This is a genomic window from Thermostichus lividus PCC 6715, from assembly GCF_002754935.1.
Taxonomy (GTDB): domain Bacteria; phylum Cyanobacteriota; class Cyanobacteriia; order Thermosynechococcales; family Thermosynechococcaceae; genus Thermosynechococcus; species Thermosynechococcus lividus.
The window spans coordinates 1,399,856-1,420,443 of the sequence record NZ_CP018092.1 but is presented as its reverse complement, the minus strand read 5'-3'; the positions used below and the strand labels follow the sequence as shown (position 1 = coordinate 1,420,443).

Sequence of the window (20,588 nt, the reverse complement as noted above, 5' to 3'; positions counted from 1 at the left end):
CCCCATGAGGCTGAGCACAAAACTGCGGCCATCTAGTCCTAATCGCGCCATGAGACCATCCATTAAGTACGCGGCTCGCGCTAGGTAGCCACTGTCCTCAATGATGGCCATGGCAATAAAAAAAATTGTTACTAAAGGCACAAAGGACGCAACGGTGGTGATGCCCCCATACAGCCCCTCGACCACCATGCTCTGCCACAAGGGTGGCCACGGCGCTACGAGGGGGCTGAGCACGGTGGCTTGTAACTGCTCAAAACCATCGCTGAGCCAACCCTGTACCCCTAGCCCAAGACTCCACACCCCTTGAAAGACAAGGTACAGTCCCACGAAAAACAGGGGCAGCCCCCACAGGGGGTGCAACAGCCAGCGATCCAGCCGCTGCGTCAGGGTTTGTTGGGGCAAACTGGGCCAGGTGACAACTCCTTTGAGGAACGGTGCGACTGCCTCAGGGGGAATATCGGGTAGCACAGGCTCTTGCAGAGGCTGTGAGGGGATGGGGGCGTGCTGCAGGGCATGGCTGAGGGTGTGGTAGGCCTCTAGATAGCCACCGCCATACTTGGCACTCAGGGCAACCACGGGTACACCGAGGCGATCGCCCAACGCTTGGGTGTTTATCTCAATTCTCAATCGTCGCGCTTCATCCACCATATTCAACAAAACGACCGTTGGAATTCCCCACGCTTTGACTTGCAGCACCAACCGTAACTGATGCTGAATTTGGCTGGCATTGAGAATCACCAGAATTAACCGCACCGGCACCTGGGAAAGAAACTGCCGCACAATGGTTTCATCGGCAGCGGTTCCCGCCAGATCGTAGATGCCGGGTAAATCCACGAGGGTGACGCTTTCGCCGTTGAGGGTCACGGTGGCCTGAGCCATATCTACGGTGATGCCCGGCCAGTTGCCCACCCGAGTACGAGCCGCAGCAATGCGGTTAAAGAAGGTGGATTTACCGGTATTGGGTAGCCCCAGTAAGGCAATGGTGCTCGGGGTCATTGGGGGGAGCGCGGTTGGGACAATTGTTGCAGTTCGAAGGTGCCACTATCGCCATTGTTGAGGGGAATCACTAAGCGGCTGAGGACACGGCCATCCTCTAGTTTGTACATATCGAGGGTATAGCCAAGTCGCTGGCAGAGGGCAAAGCAGACTTTGAGGTGGCGACCGGGGGGGTGATCTAAGCTGGACGGTGCCAGCCAATCTAAATGATCGAGGTGGTGCAGATCAATGAGCAAGCGTGGGTCGATGTCGCCATTATCGGTAATCGACAGCTCGAGCCATGCAAGGGCTTTGCCTCCCTGCCCTATTCCTTCGAGTTGCTGACACCAGAGATCCACCCGTCCTTGGGAGGGCGATCGCTGGCAGGCAAATAAAAGTAACTCGTAAAGGATTAGCTCTAGCTTGCTAATATCGCCGTTGAGGGTGAGCACAGGTTGGTTGTGCACCTGAATCCAGAGGTCTTTCTTTTGTTTCCAGTGTTCAATGCGGTCGAGGGTGCGCTTGAGAATGACTGCCAAACCAGCACTGTCAACGGACTTTTCAAGTTGCCATATTTCCTTCGTCAGTAGGGGATGCAGGGATTCCAGTTGACTCTGGAGTAAACTCCCGAGGCGGCGCAGCTGCGGATCTGCCTGCTCGGGGTGCTGTTGCAACCACTGGTTAAATTGGTTGCAGGTACTGGCCAGTTGGCCGTAGGCGTGCTCGACTCGCCGATGTTTGTACCAGTTTAGGTTTTCTAGGGTTTGCCAACCCTGGGTGAGCACCTGCACTAAGCAAATGCTGCGGTGTGCCCAAGCCATGTGGTTTACTAGGGTAATCAATGACTCTAGGTGTAGGGTTGACCAGAGACGCTGGGGGCGATCGGCAATGATTAATACTCCTGAAGGCTCGTACTCAGGATCTGTTCGCAGGGCGATCGCCAACACTTGGCCAATATCTGGCCCACAAAGCCATTCGCGGGTACGGGGGTCAAGTGCTGCTGCGGTGGTTTGAATTAACCACGCGTGGGGATTGGTACTCAGATCGGCTTGGGAGGCCATGAGGGCGCTGTGGATGAGGGGGTCTTCGTAGATGGCAACTTCCGCCTCATTCCGGATGGCAAACTTCGGGTGACCCGGAGGTGGCGCAACAATCCAGCCAGTTGTCTGACCCGGAGGCCACGTAACCAAGGCCACTAGGGGCACCTGCATTAGGTTCATGATGTGTTGCAGACCCGCTAATTCTGCACGCTCCAGATTTTGGGTGCGCTGTAGTGCCGCTAGTCCTGCCAACATTGCCGAGCGCACCTGCTCTTGCTGGCTGTTGGTTGTTTGCAGTTGCCATTGATGACTGAGGAGGCCAAGGGCACGGGCAACGTCTTGCAAAAGGGTTTGTTGCGATCGCCCCCATAGGGTTGGCTCGCTGCGACCCACCAAGAGCACGGCTTCTAGGGAATGCCCCGGAGTGGTGGTGGCCACCATCAAGGATTTGATATTCAGTTTGCTGAGGGCATCTTTCCACGAGAACAATCGCAGTTCGTGGGTATAGTCCTCGAGGGCGATCGCGGTGGTTGCGGTTTCCAGTAATTGCCAATCCATTTTTTGCAGGGGTGGCAAGGGTGGATGGCGATCGCGCCCTCGCGGTGCCGGATGCTGAAGCAGCACATCAAAGGTTTGACTGAGGGAATTGTAGCTGAGTAAAAATACCCACTGGGCTGCAAATTCTGCTGCCAGCCTCTCCCCCGCCTGTTGTAGCACTCGTTTCCAGTCCTGTTCATCACAGATTGCTTGGGTGAGATCGCTCAGTAGGCTTTGCGCTTGCTGCGTTTGCCCCAGCATCTGCTCGGCACGCTCTACGGGGGCGGCCAAGGCCAATAGATCTGCTGCGACTCGCAATAGTCTCCTTTCGTTGTCATTCCATGGATAGGGTTCCGCTTTCTCAAGGGTCAGGAATCCCATCACCTCGGTGCCCATGAGAATGGAGTAGCCACTAAGGCACGGCAGTTCAGCATCTGCATCAGGCGCAGCGGAGCCGTACTGCTGACCACGCTTTGCATGTCACTGACACTTACGGTTTGCCCCCCCGCCAAGGCAGCATAACATCCCCCCAATTCTTGCTGGGTAATCGCCAAGGGTTGACGCTGGCTCTCGCGCCCCATAGGCTTACCGAGGGTGTAACTGCGGCGACGGTAGAGGGGCTGCTCTAAGTCACGCCAAAACAAACTCGTGCGCTGGGGTTGGCAGAACTGATGCAAGGCCAACAGCAGTGCTTCAATACGCTGGCCAAGGGTGTTGGCACGGCTGGCCTCCTGTAGTAAATGGTGGATGGGGTCATCGTGACCCACTACGGGTACGCTGGCCTGAGGGGGGTCACTGCTGGGCTTGGTGGCCGTTAGCCGTTCAACTTCAGCCCCAAGGACGCTCATCAAGAGGGTCATGTGGGCAAGGTCATCTCCCCGTAGCGTTTCGCCCCACGTAGTTGAGCCTAGCATCAGTACCCCAAGGGGGTGGCGATGCCGCACAATCGGATAAATCACAGCACCTTGAATCCCCAGCCGCACTGCCGCATCGCGCCACTCGCCAAGGCGGGGTTCCTCTTTGAGGCTGGGTAAGCTAATGGGCTTACGTTGCATGAGGACTTGGTCTAAAAGGCTACCCGGGACTAGCGGTATTTTTTGCTTGAGCAGCCCTACCTCGCCCACAGGGGTGATGCCCCCCTGTCCAATCAATTGTTTGCCACGTTCGTTGTAGATCGCCAACCAGACAAAGGCCATCCCCAGAGCGTCAGTGCTATAGCTAATGAGGGGGGGCAATAGTCCCACCAGTTGCTCCTGCTGTTGCAGTTGCTTTGTGGTGTTCACCAACGCAGCAAGGGCAGGTGTCACCTTGGGAGGCTTGGCAGAGGTCATAGGGGCGACAGCAACTAAAACAATTGATTTTATTCTAGCTTTCAGCGTTGGGGCACTTGAGGGTCGCAGCCAACTCAGCGCACGCCAGCAGGAAATCCGCTGATACCGGCGCAGGCCATTTCCCTTCAGCCCGCCGCCCCTGAAGCACAATCAGGTGTAAGCCGTAGGCATGGGGGTAGCCGTCAAGCTCTAGATAGATCTGGTCATTGCTAGCGGTGAGGGCGATCGCCTCGTCGGGCATCAGTTCACTGCTCATCCCCTGTAACTGCTGCGTCAGTTGGGCCAGTAGTGCAGTAAAGGCTTGGAATTCGGCGGCGGTAAGTTCAATTGCCCAGTCGTCACTCCCCACCAGCGCGGGGAATGCATCAGACGCGCTGCGCCAGCCAACACGCCAGCCCTGACCCGTCCGTAAGTCTTGCGTCATCCTAGAACGTCGGAATCAAATTACTCTCCCCGCCAAATAGCGCCCACGAGAGAAAGAAATTCAGAATAAAGATTGCGAGCAACGACATCACCACTGCTGCGGTGGTGGATTGTCCCACCCCTTTTGCCCCCCCTGTGGTGGTCAGCCCCCAGTTACAGCCAATGATGGCCACAACAGCGCCAAAAATTCCGGATTTAATAATAGAACTCCAAATATCCCACGATTGTAGAAAGTTTTGAATAGACTCGATGTAAATGGTGCGGGGAATGCCGTAGAGATAATCGGCAATGATCATCCCGCCCCACAAGCCAGTTACCAAGGAAAGAATATTCAAAATCGGCAACATCAGCAGGCAGGCAATAAAACGCGGAACCACGAGGTAGTCCACCGGATCAGTGCCCAGCATATGGAGGGCATCGATTTGTTCCGTCACCTTCATGGTGCCAATTTCGGCAGCAAAGGCAGACCCTACCCGACCCGCCAACACAACCGCTGTTAATACAGGCCCCAGTTCGCGGGTGAGGGCGATCGCCAGCACCCCACCAACCGCTGAGGTAGCGCCAAAGGTAATAAACTCCCGCGCCACCTGAATGGTGAACACCATCCCCACAAAGGCTGCGGTAATGAGGGCAACCCCCACCGATTCTGGCCCCACCAACGCCATTTGATTCATGCAATTACGAAAGGAAATGCGACCTTTCAGCAGATGGAAGGTAACTTTCCCCGCCAACATAAAAGCAGAGCCAAAGCGTTGAGTCCCCTGATTAAGCCGCCAGCGAGGCCGTTTCCGCATACCTCTCCTCTAAAAATTATTGGTGTCTGCTGAGCCACTACTGAGCCCCGATAATTTCAAGAAGAGATTCTTATCGGTATTACTTTGATAGACACAGCTAATGTCGGGGTTACCTTCGAGGTTACCGACATAGCCAAAGGTATTGAGTCGCTGCCGACAGGTGCGTAACTGCTCGCCCGTAATGAGTTTGCGTTGCTCCAGCAGTGCAACGTTGTTGGCTCGGATCACGCAGCCCGGCTGCATCAGAGGCTGGGACACAAACACAGAGAAGGGGTTAAAGGTAACAAAAATACGGGTGTCAACGGCAATGGCACTCGCGCCAAACTGAACGCAAATATCGGGGTTAGGTGCTGCCTGATCAATAAACTGGGTAGAGGCTACATTATCGGGGTTGAGGGTGGTGGTTTTACTAAAGGTGACACCAACACCAACACCAATAATAAACACTCCTCCCAAGACCGCGAGGGTACGGGAGTTAAATTTGGACTCCGTTTCCGATACTCGACTGGGCTGAGGGCGAGCACGGGAGGGCGATCGCGGCGGGGGAGAACGTCGGGGCATAGCAAAACAAGCGAAACTCAACAGCACTTCTCTACCAGTATGCCCTTGGGATGAGAGATTTGGATGGCGTCTTACTGCTTTGGCTTCGCCTTATTCACTTTGAGCACGCGTCCTAGCCATGTTGCGCCATCGAGATCATCAATTGCTGCCGTTTCCTGACTTTCATCCACTAGCTCTACGAAGGCAAAACCACGACGTTTGCCTGTTTCACGATCCACCGGCAACACAATCCGGCGAATTTCGCCATACTTTTCAAACACTTCGCGCAGATTTTCCTCGGTCGCGTCATAGGAGAGGTTGCCAATGTACAGTGTCATAACCCGAACTCAGAAGCAATTTGAGTTCATCATAGCCTTTAGACTCCATTTATCCATGCGATCCACGCTACAGAATCCTATGAATTGCAACGAAAGTTAACGATGGTTGCCCTAGGAATCAAAAAGGTTAAAAAGAAATTAATACCTAGCGGCGTCAGTACCTAGGGAGCTTGGGGGTTCCGATCGCCTGCCACCGCTGATGCTATGAACACGTTGGCCGATCCCCCGACTTAAAAAAACTACGTTGAACATTGCCTGCTGAACGTGGTTGGGAATCCCTTAAAAAAGAACGAGCCAGAGAGGTGCCCTAGCTCGTTGTTCTCAGAAATAATCTTTTGTTAAAAACTACAGCCGCTAGCGTGCTGTGGCTGCCATTTTTTCTTCAGCTAATTCCCGCAAGCTGGGAAATAAAAAATGATTCTCTTCAACGTACTGCGCACCAAACAACCCTTTTTCTGCCCAGAAATAGCGATCGGTTGTATGCTCATTACGCTTGACAAGGAGTAAGGCAGGTGGCGCGATCCCCTTAGCCTGAATGAATTTCCGAGCCGCGGTCACTGGTTTATCTTCGCCACTCTCAATGCTATATTGAGGTACGCACTCAAGGATCCTGCGCCCTTCAAGACGACGCCGACTCTTCCGCTTCCGTCTTCTGGCCAAGTTGCCCTACCTCCTTTTTGCTATAAGGACTGTTGCCGGGTTTACAAAAGTCGCCCTTTAGTATATCCGGTATATTTTAGAATTTCAACTTTCCTTAATTTATCGAAACACGATTTACTTTAAATACGATGATCCCCTATGCTAGGGTCACCAGACTTTATGATCCCACTCCCTAAACTATAGGAAATTGTGACACTTCACAAAGTGGCTACAAGTCGTTGTCTGCCAATCCGGTAGGCTAACCTAGAAGGCAACTGAGCACGTGCCCTAAGAGTTCGAAGCCTATGATGATTCAACGGTTAGTCCGCCGTGTGCTGGAAACGCAGGTGTTGACCTCAGCTATTGAAAACCAAATTTCCCAACTGCTCTGGAAGCGGGAATACGATGGTGAGGATATCATTGCCTTAGCTGAGCTGTTGGATGCCCTCGATAACCAGCAAATTCAAACGCAGCAGTAATTAAGGCACCTCCGGTGACACGTTTTCCAACGACGATACTGGTACTAAATGCTGGCTCCAGTAGCCTGAAGGTTTGCTTGTATCAACTGGAGGCTGAGCCAGACACTGTGCCCCCGCCCTGTTGGCACGCTCTGTTGGATTGGGGAGAAGACCCAACAACAGCAAAGCTCAAGGTCAAGACTTCGCACCAACAGTACCAGAGCATCCTCACCCATCCTCAAGGGGCGATCACTGGGTTGCCTGCTTGGATAAAGGCTCTCCTAGCGACTCTCACCGAGGGACAGACCGCTGTTGTGCAGACCCTAGATGATATTTGCATGATTGGGCATCGAGTGGTACATGGCGGTTTGCGCTATCAGGCTCCTGTACAGGTTGATGCTGCTGTTAAAGCGGCGATCGCTGAATTTAGTGAGTATGCTCCTTTGCACAATCCCGCAAATCTGGCAGGCATCGAGGTGATGGAGCAACTCTGCCCACAGATTCCGCAAGTGGCCGTGTTCGATACAGCGTTCCATGCTCACCTGCCAAGGGTGGCGCGAACCTATCCTATCCCCCAAGAATTGAGCGCAGCAGGTATTCAACGCTATGGCTTCCATGGCATTAGCCATCAGTACGTCAGTGAACGTGCCGCTCCACTGCTAGAGCTGCCCCCGACAGCATTACGGTTAATTACCTGTCACTTGGGCAATGGCTGCTCGTTGGCAGCGGTTAAAGGAGGCCAGTGTGTTGAGACGACCATGGGCTTTACTCCTGCTGCGGGGGTGATGATGGGCACTCGCTGTGGTGATATTGATCCGGGGATTTTGCTGTATTTGCTGCGCCGTGGCTACAGCGTGGATCAGTTAGATCAACTGGTCAATCGGCAGTCGGGACTGTTGGGGGTTTCCGGCATTAGTAATGATTTACGTCAAATTTTGGCAGCCATCGATCAGGGAGTAGCAGCAGCACAGCTTGCCTACGATTGCTTTATCTATTCGCTACAGCGGGGCATTGCTAGCTTAATCCCGCCTTTGGGAGGGGTGGATGCACTGGTGTTTACAGCGGGAATTGGTGAAAACGCGCCATCGGTGCGGGCTGATGTGTGCCACGGTCTGGGGTGGCTAGGGGTGCACCTCAACCCTGTGGCGAATGAACAACACCATGGCGATCGCGACATTGCCAGCGCTACCTCTAGGGTTCGAGTGCTTGTCCTACAGACCCAGGAAGATTGGGCGATCGCCCGTGCCTGCCTAAAAGTCTTAGCCGCTTAACGACACCTTTAGCAGGTCACGTATGCCGTAACCAGCAAACACCTGTCTATTGAGTGCTTGAGGTTGGGCAGCCTATCGTTATAGTAGTGATGTGGGCGGGCTAAAACCCCTCCGCTTTAGCGAGGGGATACAGCCAACTCAGGGGGCTTTAGCCCTCTCTATGTGTTAAACTAGAGACGTGGAAAGTAGGCGTATCAACTACGCGAAGAAACATCCTAGTACGGAGAGATCCCGGCAAGTAAGTCACTACCGCTTTGGCGGCAAGCCTAAACCACTGCAAGCAATGGCAGGATGTTGAGCGTATCGAACTGGCTAGTGTTGAAAAGTGCGAAACCACGAACCGAAACATAAACGTAGTCCCAATAGCAGAAATGCTTGAGGTGAGTAGGGGGTCTTTGACTGCCCCCACCCGCATTAAGTTGTGGGTGACAGCTCAAGGGAAAAGCGAAGCAACGCGGCTTCAGCCCGTTGCGTAGCATCCTTTGGGAATCCCCTCTCTTTCAAGGAGGGGAGAAGTCAAACACCCCTAGGCACGTTGTCAGCTACGCCAGCAACCAGTCTGCTGAGCGGTAGCACCGCCCATTGATGGCATGGACGACTGTCCTAGGACAGCAATAGGTCAATGTTGATGTCCTTAAGGAAGTATCAAGATTCATCGATAAACCTTGACGCTCTCGGGAACTCGTTCGTACAATGCGGGTAATTATTCACTTTTCGTTCATGCAATTTTCAGTATTCAAGTTCTAGAATCCTGAGTTCGTTCTAAGGACACTTGGTTTGAATGACTGGGATTGCTTTTTTGTGGGGCGTCAAGAAATTGTTCAACACGCCTAAATACCGTGGTTTGGATTGATTAAACAGGAGTAAAGCTGTGTTTAATATGCGTCGTGCCGCTGTGGTTGCCCTTGCTGCAACAGCAACTTGTGCAACTGTGATGTTAGCTCCCGCCGAAGCCCGTGAGGTCAAGGCTGTGCGGGGAATTGTTACCAATATTGATGGCGATAATGTCACTCTACGCCAGCCGTGGGGAGAAGAAATTGTGGTGGTGTTTGATCGCAAACATCGCCAGCGCCCTTTCCGGGCTGAAATTGTTGAGGGGATGGATATTGCCGTGATTCTCAAGCCTAAGGCCAGCGTCCCAACGGCCAAAATCATTTGTGCTGCTATTGTTCCTGCCCCTCCCTACGTAGCCGTGACCCCGATTCAAGTCCCCTAGGTCACCGCTCCACCTCCAGCTCGCATCCCTGCTGCTGCTCCACCGCCTGCTATGCCACCTGCTCGGATTCTGTACTAGGCGTGTAACCAACGGTAGCTTTTTGGGTGTTGCTGAGTGTGGCTGCCCTCATCCCCAACCCTTCTCCCCAAGGAGAAGGGCGCTAAGAGTCTTGTTCCCTCTCCTTTGGGAAAGGGCTAGGGTGAGGGTGGCAAAAGACTCACACCCGAACATCATACTTCCATTCGGCAACGCCGCTTTTTGCTATTTAGCAAATGCACAATGTGGGGTACAAGAGCATAGCTTCAGTGGTAGTCAAGCTCATAAGTAACCCCATATTGACAAAAAAGATTAAGCTAGGAGTCGTCATCATGTCACGGTGGGGAAAAACACATTTTTGGGGTTTGTTGATAGGCGCTATCGGGGCGATCGCTACTGGCTACAGCAGTGCTGGTGCTGTCCCTGCTGAGGCAACCCTGAGTCGTGCCCCTGACACAGAGCCGTATTTACCATTGACGATTGCTCCCCCCACAATGGCATTACCTCCTCTGGGGGATGCTGCTAATTTTTTACCCGCCTTAGAGCGTAAGATTGTCCTGCGGTTACGGGAGCGCCGTGTTTTCTTGTACGAGGGTGATCAGGTGCTGGTTAGCTACCCAGTTGCGGTGGGTAAGCCGGGCTGGGAAACGCCCCAAGGTCAATTTAAAGTCCTCCATAAAGTGGTCAACCCCCGCTGGGAAAGCCCCTTTACTGGGTCAGTGATTCCGCCGGGGCCACGCAATCCCTTGGGCGATCGCCTCATTGTGTTTGCCCCGATGGGGAATAACAACTATGCGGGGTTCCACGGAACTCCCAACGAGTCTGCTATTGGCCAAGCAGTGTCCCATGGTTGCGTGCGGATGCGTAACAGTGATATTCGTGCCCTATTCGAGAAAATTGAAGTGGGTACACGGGTAATTGTGCAGCCTTAGCATGCGACAGCCGCTATTGACAATGAATGATAGTTGTAAACTACTCCCAGCTAAAGCAGGGAGCTTTTAGTAGCCCTGCAGTTAGCAAGCCAACCGCGAGCCCCTGGGGTGGTTTACAACACCCCCAATCGACCGTTACCAGTGCCTTGAACAACCGTTTCTGGTGTCCGCAGTACAATTATAACCTAAAACAACTGAAGTTGCTAAAGGAGCTTTCCTCCCCGCACTGAAGTACGGGGCTTCCAGCCCTACCCGATGTGAGGGAGAACTGCCGCAGTGTAGAAGCCAAAATTTGTCCTAACCGAATAGACAACCGCCATAGATCGTTAAGGAGATTCTCTAATGTCTCAAACCCCAAATCTAAGCTCCCTCTATGACCAAGATATTTTGTTGTGGTCAGAAGATACGGTTGCCAAGCTGAAAGCACGGGACTTTGACCATCTGGATATTGAGCATTTGATCGAAGAGGTAGAGGCATTGGGGATCTCTCAGAAAAAGGAATTGATTAGTCGTTTAATTGTTTTACTAGAACATTTATTAAAACGGTTATATGTGAACTTGCCCGGTGACTACAATGGATGGGAGCGAACAATTCGGACTCAGCGTTCGGAACTAGAAGTTTTATTAGATACCGCACCGAGCTTAAGCAATCGATGGGAACTCAGTTTTGATAAGGCTTGGCAAATTGCGCTTAAAAATGTACGGAAGGAATATCCTCAAGTCTCTTTTCCGGATGCATGGAGTTACGATCGCGCCATCGAGCAATTATTGAATAATGACTTTTGGCTGCAATCCACTGAGGAGAATTAGTATGCCATCCAATCTCTATGAAACTGATTTTTACGCCTGGACACTGGAGCAGTCAAAGTTGCTTAAGGAAGGCGATTTTAAGCATCTGGACATCCCAAATTTGGTGGAGGAAATTGAGTCATTGGGGAAGCAACAGCGTCAGGAACTGAGAAACCGACTCGGTGTTTTAATTGGGCATCTTTTGAAGTGGGATTATCAGCCCGACAAGCGCAGCAAAAGCTGGCGCGTGACCATTCAAATCCAACGTCGTGAAATCGAAGATCTGTTGGACGAAAACCCTAGCCTCAAGCCCTATTTGTTAGAGGCGATCGCTAAGGGATATAAAGCTGGAGTCGATCTAGTACGGCTAGAGACTCCCTTGGATTATGAGGATTTGCCGAAGACTTGTCCTTATACATGCGAGCAACTGTTCGATCCAAATTTTCCCGCTGATTTGAATTCAATGATCTGAGTTAGGACTTGAATATATGCCATCCAATCTCTACGAAACGGATTTCTATGCCTGGACACTGGAGCAGTCAAAGTTGCTTAAGGAAGGCGATTTCAAGCATCTGGACATCCCAAATTTGGTGGAGGAAATTGAGTCATTGGGAAAGCAGGAACGTCGAGAACTGGAAAGTCGCTTAGGAATTTTAATTGGGCACCTGTTGAAGTGGCACTACCAACCGGAACAGCGTAGTAAAAGTTGGCGAGCCACAATTCGCGAGCAACGGCGAGCAGCACAAAAACTAATCGGTCAAAACCCTAGCCTCAAACCCTATCTGACAGAGATAATTGCCGATGCTTATGAATCTGGTAAGGATTTAGTTGTGGGTGAAACCCCTTTAGACTATGAGGATTTACCCCAAAGTTGTCCCTATACACCCGAACAACTCTTTGACCCTAACTTTCCCACTGATTTGACCCCTGCTTAATTTGCTGGCATTTAGCTATTGATTAAGCATAACTCGGACGATAGAGCCGGAATTATTGGTAGCAGCTTCTATCTTAAATAGTTTTTTATTTGACTTTATGATTCGTCAGAAAGTAACAGCTCATTGCAATATGTTTTATGTTTACTCAATGCCTGTTCCTCGGCTTCAAGAAGGGGATAAATGGTTTGCTGAAATTGTGGAGCGGGCGGCGAAGCTGATTTGCACTACGCCGGAGTTTGAGGATTTGTGGGCGGCGGTTTTCCCTCATCCCCTAACCCCTTCTCTCAAGGGGGGAGAAGGGGAACCGGACAGTACTCTTGCTCCCCTCTCCCGTTCTGGAGCTGGAGAAGGGGGACAAGACCATCCACTCTCTCCCTCTTTGGGAGAGGAATGTAGGGTGAGGGCTAACGAGGGGCGTGGCGTTACCGACGAAGCTGAACGGGCAAAATTGCGGGCGGAACTGGATGGCATCATTGCCCATTTGTATGGTCTCACCGAAACCGAATTTGTCCATATTCTCAGCACTTTTCCCCTAGTGCCCGAAGACACTAAACAAGCGGCTCTCCAAGCTTACCGTGAGTTAAGGTGAACTACCGCTCCTCATCGCTACGGGCTAGATAAGCGGCTTCCTTGTTCAACGGGGACAGCATCTAACAAAACCGACGTTTTACCAGATGACTTACGTTCCCTCCCAAAGGCAGTAGAGCGAGTTCCTAACTCCAATATCCGCAAGGCTTCATTGTACTTGAGCATGGTGCAAAACATCCCCCAACCACCGTCACTAATCGCTTTAGCGAGGTTGGGATTTCGCACCATCCCCTTCACATAAAGATTCTCTACAGCAATCACTTGGTTGTCGTTGACTATCTTGCGGGATAGCTTGTGTAGAAAATCTTCACGACAGCGAGCTATTTTACTGTGAACGCGAGCGACTCGCTGTCGAGCTTTATCGCGATTGTTGCTTCCCTGCTTTTTGCGAGAAAGCTTCTTCTATTTGCGCTTTAGGTTACGAGCATGTTTGGCTAAGTGTCGAGGATGATCAAACTTTGAGCCGTCACTCGTAATTGCGAAGTGAGTCAGCCCTAAATCTATGCCTATTGCTTTCCCCTCAGGACTAGGAGGAGGTTGCTCTCGGCCATCCTCAACGAGGAGGGACACATAGTACTTCCCATCTGGATTGAGCGAAACCGTAGCCGATTTGATTTTTCCCTCAAACTCTCGATGTTGACAGCAGTACAACGTCCCAACGTTTCCAGGGAGTTTAACGTCATCCCCTTCTACTTTGACGTTTTGAGGGTAGGTCATCGATTGACGACCTTTTTTGGATTTGAATCTTGGTAGCTTCGCTCTTCCCTCAAAAAAGTTCTTGTAAGCCGTGGATAAATTTAGAGCCACAACTTGCAAGCACTGCGAGTAAGCTTCCTTCAGCCAAGGGTGCTGCTTCTTTAGGCTAGGGAGTACTCCCTGAATAGCTGAGCGTGATAACCCTTTCCCAGTTGATTGGTAGGTTTCTTGGCACAAGTTGAGCGAATAATTCCAGTACCAGCGACAGCAGCCAAAGCTTTTGGCTAGGGCTAATCTCTGTTCGTTGGTTGTTGTTATTGGTCGCAATTCATCCCACGATTCGCCTGCTGTAGCATCGGGGACTTCTTGCTACATGTCGTTAAAACAGTGGCGATCGCGCCTTTTAGTTCCGCCTCGCTCAGGTGGGTAACAACAAAGACCTCTTGCACCGTTTTGCCACGGCGTGCAATGACCTTGAAGCCTCCCTTAATGGGCACTGACACTCGCAGGTGCAGGTGGGGAGACTTGCCTTTGACCGGGGCAATCACCCCCGGAGTGAGGGTGGTAATGCCCGCTACCTTGGCCAACTTTTCTAGGACGGGAATCAGCCCCTCAATATGGGTAGAGTGATTCAGAACAACTCGACCAGTTGCCGCTGCCATTAGGGTAACCACCGTGCTTGCAGACCGGGTGCCAACGGTTCTGGCATCCCAACTGTAATCTTATCCTGATTTAATTCTAGGGGGAAAAGCCAAATTTGGTGCTGTTGGGGCTGGGGTTGCTCAGAGCGTGGGGGTGCCTCGCCAGTGTCAGGGGTGGGTAGCTCCCCTAGGAGATCGGGGGAACCCTCTAGGGGGGCAGTATCCCCATACAGATCGCTATTGTCAATGGTATCGGGAGTTGAGTGACCCTCGGCATAGTCCACGGCCAAGGTGCGCCCATCGGGAGACAAGCTCAGGTATAAGTCCTGCTGTGGAGCAAAGTCCTTGAGCTTGTATAACTGCTTAGTTTTCAGGTCAAAGAGTCCTAAATAGGGTACCTCACGGTATGTTTCGTCCCCTTCAATCCGCGTCAGAATCACATAAAGGTGCTCTGCTCTAGGGTCAAACTGCGCTGCAAGGATGGAGCCATTCACGGTCAACAACTCTTCATGGGTACCAAAAATGTTCACCACGTATAGCGATCGCGAGAAATTCGGATTAAACTTCACCACCGCAACCTTGCGACCATCGCGGCTAAAATCGAGAACCATGCCGTACTGCGGGAGAAAGTCAAAGGCGGTTTCCTTACTCTCAGGCACCAACGGCACGATCGCCAACCCCTGACCTTGGGCAATAATAAGATGCTGGTTATCAGGGGCAATGCGGAAATCTCCCGCCGCCGCTTGGTTTAGACGGCGGGGCTGAAAGTTGCGATCCAGCAGCCACAGGGAACTCTCCATTGGTTGCAGACGATTAACCCGCTGCACAATAATTTTGCTGCCGTCGTTTGCCAACTGAAAGCGTAGATTTTGGTAGTCGCTATTGTCGAGAATTAAGGAGAGCTCGCCAATAGGGCGCGGTTGACGGCGCGGACGGTCTGGGGCATTGAAATGCAGACCCGTGGTAACCGTATAAAGTTGGGGGTCAAAGCTCATTTGTTCGCCCCGCTCACTAGCACTAAAGAGAATGCGATCGCCAGCGGGATAGGGCTGAAAATCAAACACCCGTAAATTAGGGGGGCTCAAAAAGGTTTTTTGTTGCAGGGTCAGGTTATAGAGAATGAGTCGTCCTTCCTCCACCCCTGAGCCAAGATATACAAGGACGCGATCGCGACTGCGGAACTGGCCCTGAAAGGCTTGCATGGGTTTACCTTGGGGAACTGAAACCGCTTCATCAAGGGAGAGCTGAAAGGTTTGGCCGTAGGGAATAGGCTGGGTCAGCGTGTAGGCAAAGCGCCGCCCTGACCAACTAGCTTTACCTGCGAGGGGCGGTTCAATCCTTAAGTGTTGCGTCACCGACGACCAATCCATGAGACGATTAAACGCCAAGATAAAGGCACGATCGTCAGCACCAATATCGCGGTTTTGCCAAGTAAAGTAGCGCACTTGGGCATGGGTGCGATCTCCCCCCCAAAGCAGAAGCAGCGTGAATAGCGCCGCCACCAACATGACTCCTAGGGCAGCTTTATCTAGCGGTTGCGGGAAGGGCAGACGCGAGGGACGCATTAGCACAGCGAGGCAGACACACTAGCACCATACCAGATTGCTTCGACTTGCTGAATCATGGCTGCTGCTGCCTCAGGGGTATCGAGCAACACAGTCAGGTGCCCCAGCTTACGCCCCGCGTAGGCCTCTTTCTTGCTGTACCAGTGCAAATGTGCGTGGGGAAGAGCCGCTAGAGCCATACATTTAGCAGTGTAATCTACCTCCGCCGCTGCTAACCCCAGCAAATTCACCATGACTGCTGCCGGAGTATGCATCGCCGTGCTGCCAAGGGGCTGCCCACTCACTGCCCGCAGATGTTGGGCAAACTGGCTGGTGGCACAGGCATCAATCGTATAGTGACCCGAATTATGGGTGCGGGGGGCAATTTCATTCACGAGCACCTGCCCGGTGGCGCTTAAAAAGAACTCTATGCCAAAGATCCCGACTGCCTCTAGGGCATTCAAAATCTCCGTTGCCATGCGCTCCACCTGCTGGACAATGGCTGGCGTAACCGCGGCTGGGGCAATCACGCGCCGACAAATTGCGTTGACCTGCTGGGTTTCTACCACTGGATAGAGGGCAATCTCCCCCCGGGGCGATCGCGCCGCCATAATCGCCAGCTCATGGGTATAGGGAACAAACGCCTCTGCAAGAAAGTGCTGCGCTGGGATCTCTAGCCATCGCTGCCGAAACTCTTGCCACGCCGCCTCCGTGCGGATTAAAAACGTGCCCTGACCATCGTACCCATGGCGGCAGGCCTTAATCACGCAGGGTAGCACGGTTGGCCACTCTTCTAAGTAGGTGAAGGCCGGGATCGGAATCCCCAACTCTTGCAGAAAGCGTCGTTGCTGATACTTATCTAGCAGGGGTGCCAAGGAAGACAAGGTCGGATAAAAACAGACTCCTTGCGTTGCAAGGGCGTGTAGCGCGCCCAGATCGACAAATTCGTTTTCAAAAGTGATGACCTCTGTGTGGGCAGCCAACCGCTGGGTGGCCATCACATCACTGACCGCACCGTAAATTACCCCCGCCGCAACCGCTACGGCTGGATCCTTAGGGTCGGGGGTTTGCACCCAAAGGCTGATCCCCATCTCCTTGGCCGCTAACCCCAACATCCATGCCAACTGGCCACCACCAATGACACCAATGCTTGGAATAGGGGATTGTCCTGAGTTCACCATGCAATATGTAATGTACAACCTCACTATTGTCGTAATTTCGAAGCTGGGGCGATCGCCCTCAAATAAATTAGTAAAGAAAAATAAATACAGTTTACCAATCATTTAGTTTTGAAAACAAGAATTTAGATCACTCCCTCTTCCTAGTCAAAAACTATAGATTAATGCTTAAGCCCTTGCATTTTATTTCAATTGTTAAGGGTTTTGTCATCTATATACATTAGATTCATTACGACTATGACTACGACTCTCCAGCGCCGCGAAGGCGCAAATCTGTGGGAGCGGTTTTGTAATTGGGTCACCAGCACCGATAACCGGCTCTATGTGGGCTGGTTTGGGGTGATCATGATCCCAACGCTGCTAGCCGCAACCATTTGCTTTGTGATTGCCTTCATTGCTGCTCCTCCGGTGGACATCGATGGCATCCGTGAACCTGTGTCCGGGTCGCTTATCTACGGCAACAACATCATCACGGGTGCTGTGGTGCCCTCCAGCAACGCCATTGGCTTGCACTTCTACCCCATCTGGGAAGCCGCCTCTCTCGATGAGTGGCTTTACAACGGTGGTCCTTACCAGTTGATCATCTTCCACTTCTTGCTGGGTGCCTCCTGCTACATGGGTCGGCAATGGGAACTCAGCTACCGTCTGGGGATGCGTCCTTGGATTTGCGTTGCCTACTCTGCTCCCTTGGCGTCGGCCTTTGCCGTGTTCTTGATCTACCCCATTGGTCAAGGTAGCTTTTCCGATGGTATGCCCCTCGGTATTTCCGGTACCTTCAACTTCATGATTGTGTTCCAAGCGGAGCACAACATCCTGATGCACCCCTTCCACCAGTTGGGTGTGGCCGGTGTCTTTGGTGGCGCTCTGTTCTCCGCCATGCACGGGTCCTTGGTGACCTCCAGCTTGATTCGTGAAACCACCGAAACCGAGTCGCAAAACTACGGTTACAAATTTGGCCAAGAAGAAGAGACCTACAACATCGTGGCTGCCCACGGTTACTTTGGTCGTTTGATCTTCCAATACGCCAGCTTCAACAACAGTCGGGCGCTGCACTTCTTCTTAGCCGCTTGGCCAGTGGTGGGGATTTGGTTCGCCGCTTTGGGGATCAGCACCATGGCCTTCAACCTGAACGGTTTCAACTTCAACCACTCGGTGATTGATTCCAAAGGGAATGTGATCAACACTTGGGCCGACATCATCAACCGTGCCAACTTGGGGATGGAAGTGATGCACGAGCGCAATGCGCATAACTTCCCGCTTGACTTAGCCAGTGCTGAATCTGCCCCTGTGGCCATGATTGCCCCGAGCATCAACAGCTAATTGCTCAAGAGCCTAGAAGATTACTAAATCTCTATCTCTAACCGTCTCTCGCTGGAGGGGCGGTTTTCCGTATCTGTTCTCTGCCTGCTACTGCGGTTTTTATGGCTTCAAGCGCCGCTGGTATTCTCAAAGGGATGGTTGGCGACCCTTCCCTCGCCACGTTGCTTTGGCGCATGCAGTGGCGTGGGGCAGGAATATCCATACGCCTTTGGCGGGGCGAAGGAAGCCTGCGCTGTACCCGTGGATCAGCAGCGTTGGGAGGATGTCACTGGCGGATCCTCTAGCTACTGTGGGCGGCAAGAATGGCTGCCGCTAGTTTTTCGGGTACTTCTTGCAAATGGTCAAACTCCCAGTGAAAACCCCCAGCCCCCATGGTGATTGAGCGCAGCTCCACAACGAAGTCATGCATTTCTGACTGTGGCAGGTAAGCCTCAATTTGCTCCCACCCCGGCCAGTCTGCCTTTTGGTCGTAACCCAGCACTTGCCCCCGGCGACCCGTGAGGGCTTGCATGACTTTAGCAGTAAAGGCTTTGGGCACCCACACGTGCACCCTCATAATTGGCTCTAGCAGTTGCGGTTCGCACTGAGGAATCCCCGCTTGCATGGCGAGGCGGGCTGCTTGGCGGAACGCTTGCTCGGAGCTATCCACAGAATGATAGGAGCCATTGGTGAGGGTCACCGCCAAATCCACCATCGGAAAGCCCAGCGGGCCATGGTTGAGAAATTCCCGCACTCCCTGCTCAACCCCCGGAATATATTGCTTGGGCACCACACCCCCCACAATGGTTTCAGCAAACTGGAAACCGCTGCCGCGACTGAGGGGGGCAATGTCTAGATAGACATCCCCAAATTGACCATGGCCGCCGGTTTGATGCTTATAGCGCCCATGGCTGTTGTGGGTGCTACGCCGGATGGTTTCTTTGTAGGGCACACGCGGCAGATGGGTTTGCATGGGCAGGTTGTACTTCCGCCGCAGGCGATCGAGGGCGATGTGCAGGTGAATTTCCCCTTGTCCCCAAAGGATAATTTCGTGGGTGTCGCCGTGGTGTTCCCAGCGTAGAGCCGGATCTTCTTCTAGGAGCTTTTGCAGCGCCGTGGTTAGCTTGACTTCATCACTGCGTTTGGTGGGGGTAATGGCTAGGGCATAGACCGGCTTAAGCTGTTCGGCGCGCGGGAGAGCCGCTGCTTGACCATCCAGACTAAGGGTGTCACCGGTGGCAATTCCCTCTAGGCGTGCCAAGAGGACAATGTCGCCAGCGGTGGCTTGATTTTGGGATTGTAGTTGGTGCCCAAGGGCGCGATACATCCCGCCAATACGCACACCGTTAAGGCTCATGCCATCGGTGAGGGTGCCCTGCCACACGCGTACCAAGGAGAGCTTGCCGCCCCCTTGGGGTAAATAAAAGGTTTTCAAGACCTGTGCCAAGGGGGCATCCCCAGCGAGCTGACGACGAGCCGCCGTCTCCTGCGCGGCGGGTGCTTCCCGCTCTAGGGCGGCTAGGAGGGGGCGCACGCCGTAATCTGTTTGGGCGCTGCCAAAGAAGACGGGGACAATGAGGTCGGCTCCTAGCTCCCAGCGCAAATCTGCCATAATTTCGCTCGTGGGTGGGGCAATGTCCTCCAGTAGCTCTTCTAGTAGGTGATCATCGTAGTTGGCTAGGGCTTCAAGGAGTTCAGCCCGCGCTGCTTGCTCCACAGTTCGCAGGGCATTGGGGAAGGGCACTAGATCGGCGGCAGCACCCGCGTGGTAGTGGTAGGCGTCTTCACTGACAAGGTCGATGTAGCCTAGCAAATCATCACCGTTCCAGATGGGGTATTGGTGGGGCACCAGTGGCCGCGTGGAGACCTGACGATAGGCAGCCAGAATGTCCATAAAGGAATCGTGAGAGCGCTCCATCTTATTCACAAAGAGAATATGAGGGATCTGCCAGTCGTCAAGACATTTAAATAGGGGGGTGAGGGTAAAGGCGCGATCGCTGAGGGGTTCGCACACCACAATGGCCATATCAACTCCGATAAGGGCATTGAGGGTTTCTTGGAGCAACTCTACTGAGCCGGGGCAGTCTAGCAAAGTCACCTCTAGCTCCCCCCAGTGGGCATAGGCCACGTTGATTTCTGTGCCCATGTGGCGATCGCGGGCTTCAGGGCTGCTATCGAGGAGGCTGCTGGCCTTGCCATTGATGGTTTGGGTGAGGCGTAAAATACTGTCGAGAAGGGTCGTCTTACCGCTGTTGTAGCTGCCTATCAGGGCAATGTTGCATTGTCTTGCCATCGGACACCTGCCTTTTGATTTGCCATTCGGGTCAAAATTGTCCAGAATAGACCCTTAGTTTCTTGTTTATATAAATTCTCACGCTGTGGCGATCG

At 52.8% G+C, this 20,588-nt stretch carries 20 protein-coding genes and 2 pseudogenes; 9 read left to right on the top strand and 13 right to left on the bottom strand.

Annotated features, from left to right (window positions below):
• Window positions 1–54: 54 nt before the first annotated feature.
• The 8 genes and pseudogenes from BRW62_RS15490 to BRW62_RS07160 form a co-directional block, all read right to left on the bottom strand.
• Window positions 55–996 (bottom strand): annotated as a pseudogene (locus tag BRW62_RS15490) (FeoB small GTPase domain-containing protein); the annotation flags it as partial.
• Entirely contained in the window at window positions 993–2,948 is a 1,956-nt protein-coding gene (locus tag BRW62_RS07185) for a GAF domain-containing protein (protein ID WP_198405921.1), read from the bottom strand. The pseudogene BRW62_RS15490 and the gene BRW62_RS07185, both read right to left, overlap by 4 nt.
• Entirely contained in the window at window positions 2,933–3,883 is a 951-nt protein-coding gene (locus tag BRW62_RS13350; RefSeq protein ID WP_198405920.1) for a GAF domain-containing protein, read from the bottom strand. Before BRW62_RS13350 ends, BRW62_RS07185 begins: the two co-directional genes overlap by 16 nt.
• 34 nt (window positions 3,884–3,917) lie before the next feature.
• Window positions 3,918–4,307, bottom strand: coding sequence for a DUF1818 family protein (locus BRW62_RS07180; protein ID WP_099798882.1), 390 nt, complete (start codon window positions 4,305–4,307; stop codon window positions 3,918–3,920).
• Between the two features lies 1 nt (window position 4,308).
• Complete coding sequence (locus tag BRW62_RS07175) at window positions 4,309–5,100, bottom strand: MlaE family lipid ABC transporter permease subunit (protein WP_099798881.1); 792 nt, start codon at window positions 5,098–5,100, stop codon at window positions 4,309–4,311.
• Window positions 5,101–5,109: 9 nt separating this feature from the next.
• Window positions 5,110–5,661 (bottom strand): DUF3172 domain-containing protein, encoded by a 552-nt coding sequence (locus BRW62_RS07170; RefSeq protein WP_099798880.1) that lies wholly within the window; start codon window positions 5,659–5,661, stop codon window positions 5,110–5,112.
• A 71-nt stretch (window positions 5,662–5,732) separates the two neighbouring features.
• Window positions 5,733–5,978: an RNA recognition motif domain-containing protein gene (locus BRW62_RS07165; RefSeq protein WP_099798879.1), complete on the bottom strand. Its 246-nt coding sequence runs from the start codon at window positions 5,976–5,978 to the stop codon at window positions 5,733–5,735.
• Between the two features lie 354 nt (window positions 5,979–6,332).
• Window positions 6,333–6,638 carry a DUF3155 domain-containing protein gene (locus BRW62_RS07160; RefSeq protein ID WP_099798878.1) on the bottom strand — a complete coding sequence of 102 codons (306 nt, stop codon included), beginning with the start codon at window positions 6,636–6,638 and terminating at the stop codon, window positions 6,333–6,335.
• Window positions 6,639–6,922: 284 nt separating this feature from the next.
• Between BRW62_RS07160 and BRW62_RS07155 the strand changes: the two genes are divergently transcribed.
• From BRW62_RS07155 to BRW62_RS07120, 8 genes are all read left to right on the top strand, one after another.
• Window positions 6,923–7,096, top strand: a complete 174-nt coding sequence (locus tag BRW62_RS07155) for a hypothetical protein (RefSeq protein ID WP_099798877.1) — start codon at window positions 6,923–6,925, stop codon at window positions 7,094–7,096.
• Window positions 7,097–7,110: 14 nt separating this feature from the next.
• Complete coding sequence (locus BRW62_RS07150) at window positions 7,111–8,346, top strand: acetate/propionate family kinase (RefSeq protein ID WP_099798876.1); 1,236 nt, start codon at window positions 7,111–7,113, stop codon at window positions 8,344–8,346.
• A gap of 871 nt (window positions 8,347–9,217) precedes the next feature.
• Window positions 9,218–9,562: a hypothetical protein gene (locus BRW62_RS07145; RefSeq protein WP_157768334.1), complete on the top strand. Its 345-nt coding sequence runs from the start codon at window positions 9,218–9,220 to the stop codon at window positions 9,560–9,562.
• Between the two features lie 368 nt (window positions 9,563–9,930).
• Window positions 9,931–10,530 (top strand): L,D-transpeptidase, encoded by a 600-nt coding sequence (locus BRW62_RS07140; RefSeq protein ID WP_099798874.1) that lies wholly within the window; start codon window positions 9,931–9,933, stop codon window positions 10,528–10,530.
• A gap of 342 nt (window positions 10,531–10,872) precedes the next feature.
• Window positions 10,873–11,340 (top strand): DUF29 domain-containing protein, encoded by a 468-nt coding sequence (locus BRW62_RS07135; protein ID WP_099798873.1) that lies wholly within the window; start codon window positions 10,873–10,875, stop codon window positions 11,338–11,340.
• 1 nt (window position 11,341) lies between these two features.
• Window positions 11,342–11,791 carry a DUF29 domain-containing protein gene (locus BRW62_RS07130; RefSeq protein ID WP_099798872.1) on the top strand — a complete coding sequence of 150 codons (450 nt, stop codon included), beginning with the start codon at window positions 11,342–11,344 and terminating at the stop codon, window positions 11,789–11,791.
• A gap of 16 nt (window positions 11,792–11,807) precedes the next feature.
• The gene (locus tag BRW62_RS07125) at window positions 11,808–12,254 is read left to right on the top strand and encodes a DUF29 domain-containing protein (RefSeq protein WP_099798871.1); all 447 of its coding nucleotides are present in this window, start codon (window positions 11,808–11,810) and stop codon (window positions 12,252–12,254) included.
• Between the two features lie 148 nt (window positions 12,255–12,402).
• Window positions 12,403–12,843 (top strand): hypothetical protein, encoded by a 441-nt coding sequence (locus tag BRW62_RS07120; RefSeq protein WP_198405919.1) that lies wholly within the window; start codon window positions 12,403–12,405, stop codon window positions 12,841–12,843.
• Window positions 12,844–12,860: 17 nt separating this feature from the next.
• On the opposite strand, the pseudogene BRW62_RS15185 reads toward BRW62_RS07120, so the two are convergent.
• The 4 genes and pseudogenes from BRW62_RS15185 to BRW62_RS07100 all read right to left on the bottom strand — a co-directional run bounded on the left by BRW62_RS15185 (window position 12,861) and on the right by BRW62_RS07100 (window position 16,904).
• Window positions 12,861–13,865, bottom strand: a pseudogene (locus BRW62_RS15185) (RNA-guided endonuclease InsQ/TnpB family protein).
• The gene (locus BRW62_RS07110; protein ID WP_227517294.1) at window positions 13,853–14,200 is read right to left on the bottom strand and encodes a DUF2103 domain-containing protein; all 348 of its coding nucleotides are present in this window, start codon (window positions 14,198–14,200) and stop codon (window positions 13,853–13,855) included. The pseudogene BRW62_RS15185 and the gene BRW62_RS07110 overlap by 13 nt, the downstream one beginning before the upstream one ends.
• Window positions 14,200–15,744 (bottom strand): hypothetical protein, encoded by a 1,545-nt coding sequence (locus BRW62_RS07105; protein WP_099798870.1) that lies wholly within the window; start codon window positions 15,742–15,744, stop codon window positions 14,200–14,202. Before BRW62_RS07105 ends, BRW62_RS07110 begins: the two co-directional genes overlap by 1 nt.
• Window positions 15,744–16,904, bottom strand: a complete 1,161-nt coding sequence (locus BRW62_RS07100) for a 5-(carboxyamino)imidazole ribonucleotide synthase (protein ID WP_099799874.1) — start codon at window positions 16,902–16,904, stop codon at window positions 15,744–15,746. The genes BRW62_RS07105 and BRW62_RS07100 overlap by 1 nt, the downstream gene beginning before the upstream one ends.
• 234 nt (window positions 16,905–17,138) lie before the next feature.
• On the opposite strand from BRW62_RS07100, the gene psbA reads away from it, so the two are divergent.
• Window positions 17,139–18,221: a photosystem II q(b) protein gene (psbA, locus tag BRW62_RS07095; RefSeq protein WP_099798869.1), complete on the top strand. Its 1,083-nt coding sequence runs from the start codon at window positions 17,139–17,141 to the stop codon at window positions 18,219–18,221.
• A gap of 280 nt (window positions 18,222–18,501) precedes the next feature.
• Here psbA and BRW62_RS07090 read toward each other — a convergent pair whose 3' ends face one another.
• On the bottom strand, window positions 18,502–20,493 hold the full coding sequence (locus tag BRW62_RS07090) for an elongation factor G (protein ID WP_099798868.1): 1,992 nt from the start codon (window positions 20,491–20,493) through the stop codon (window positions 18,502–18,504).
• Window positions 20,494–20,588: the final 95 nt, after the last annotated feature.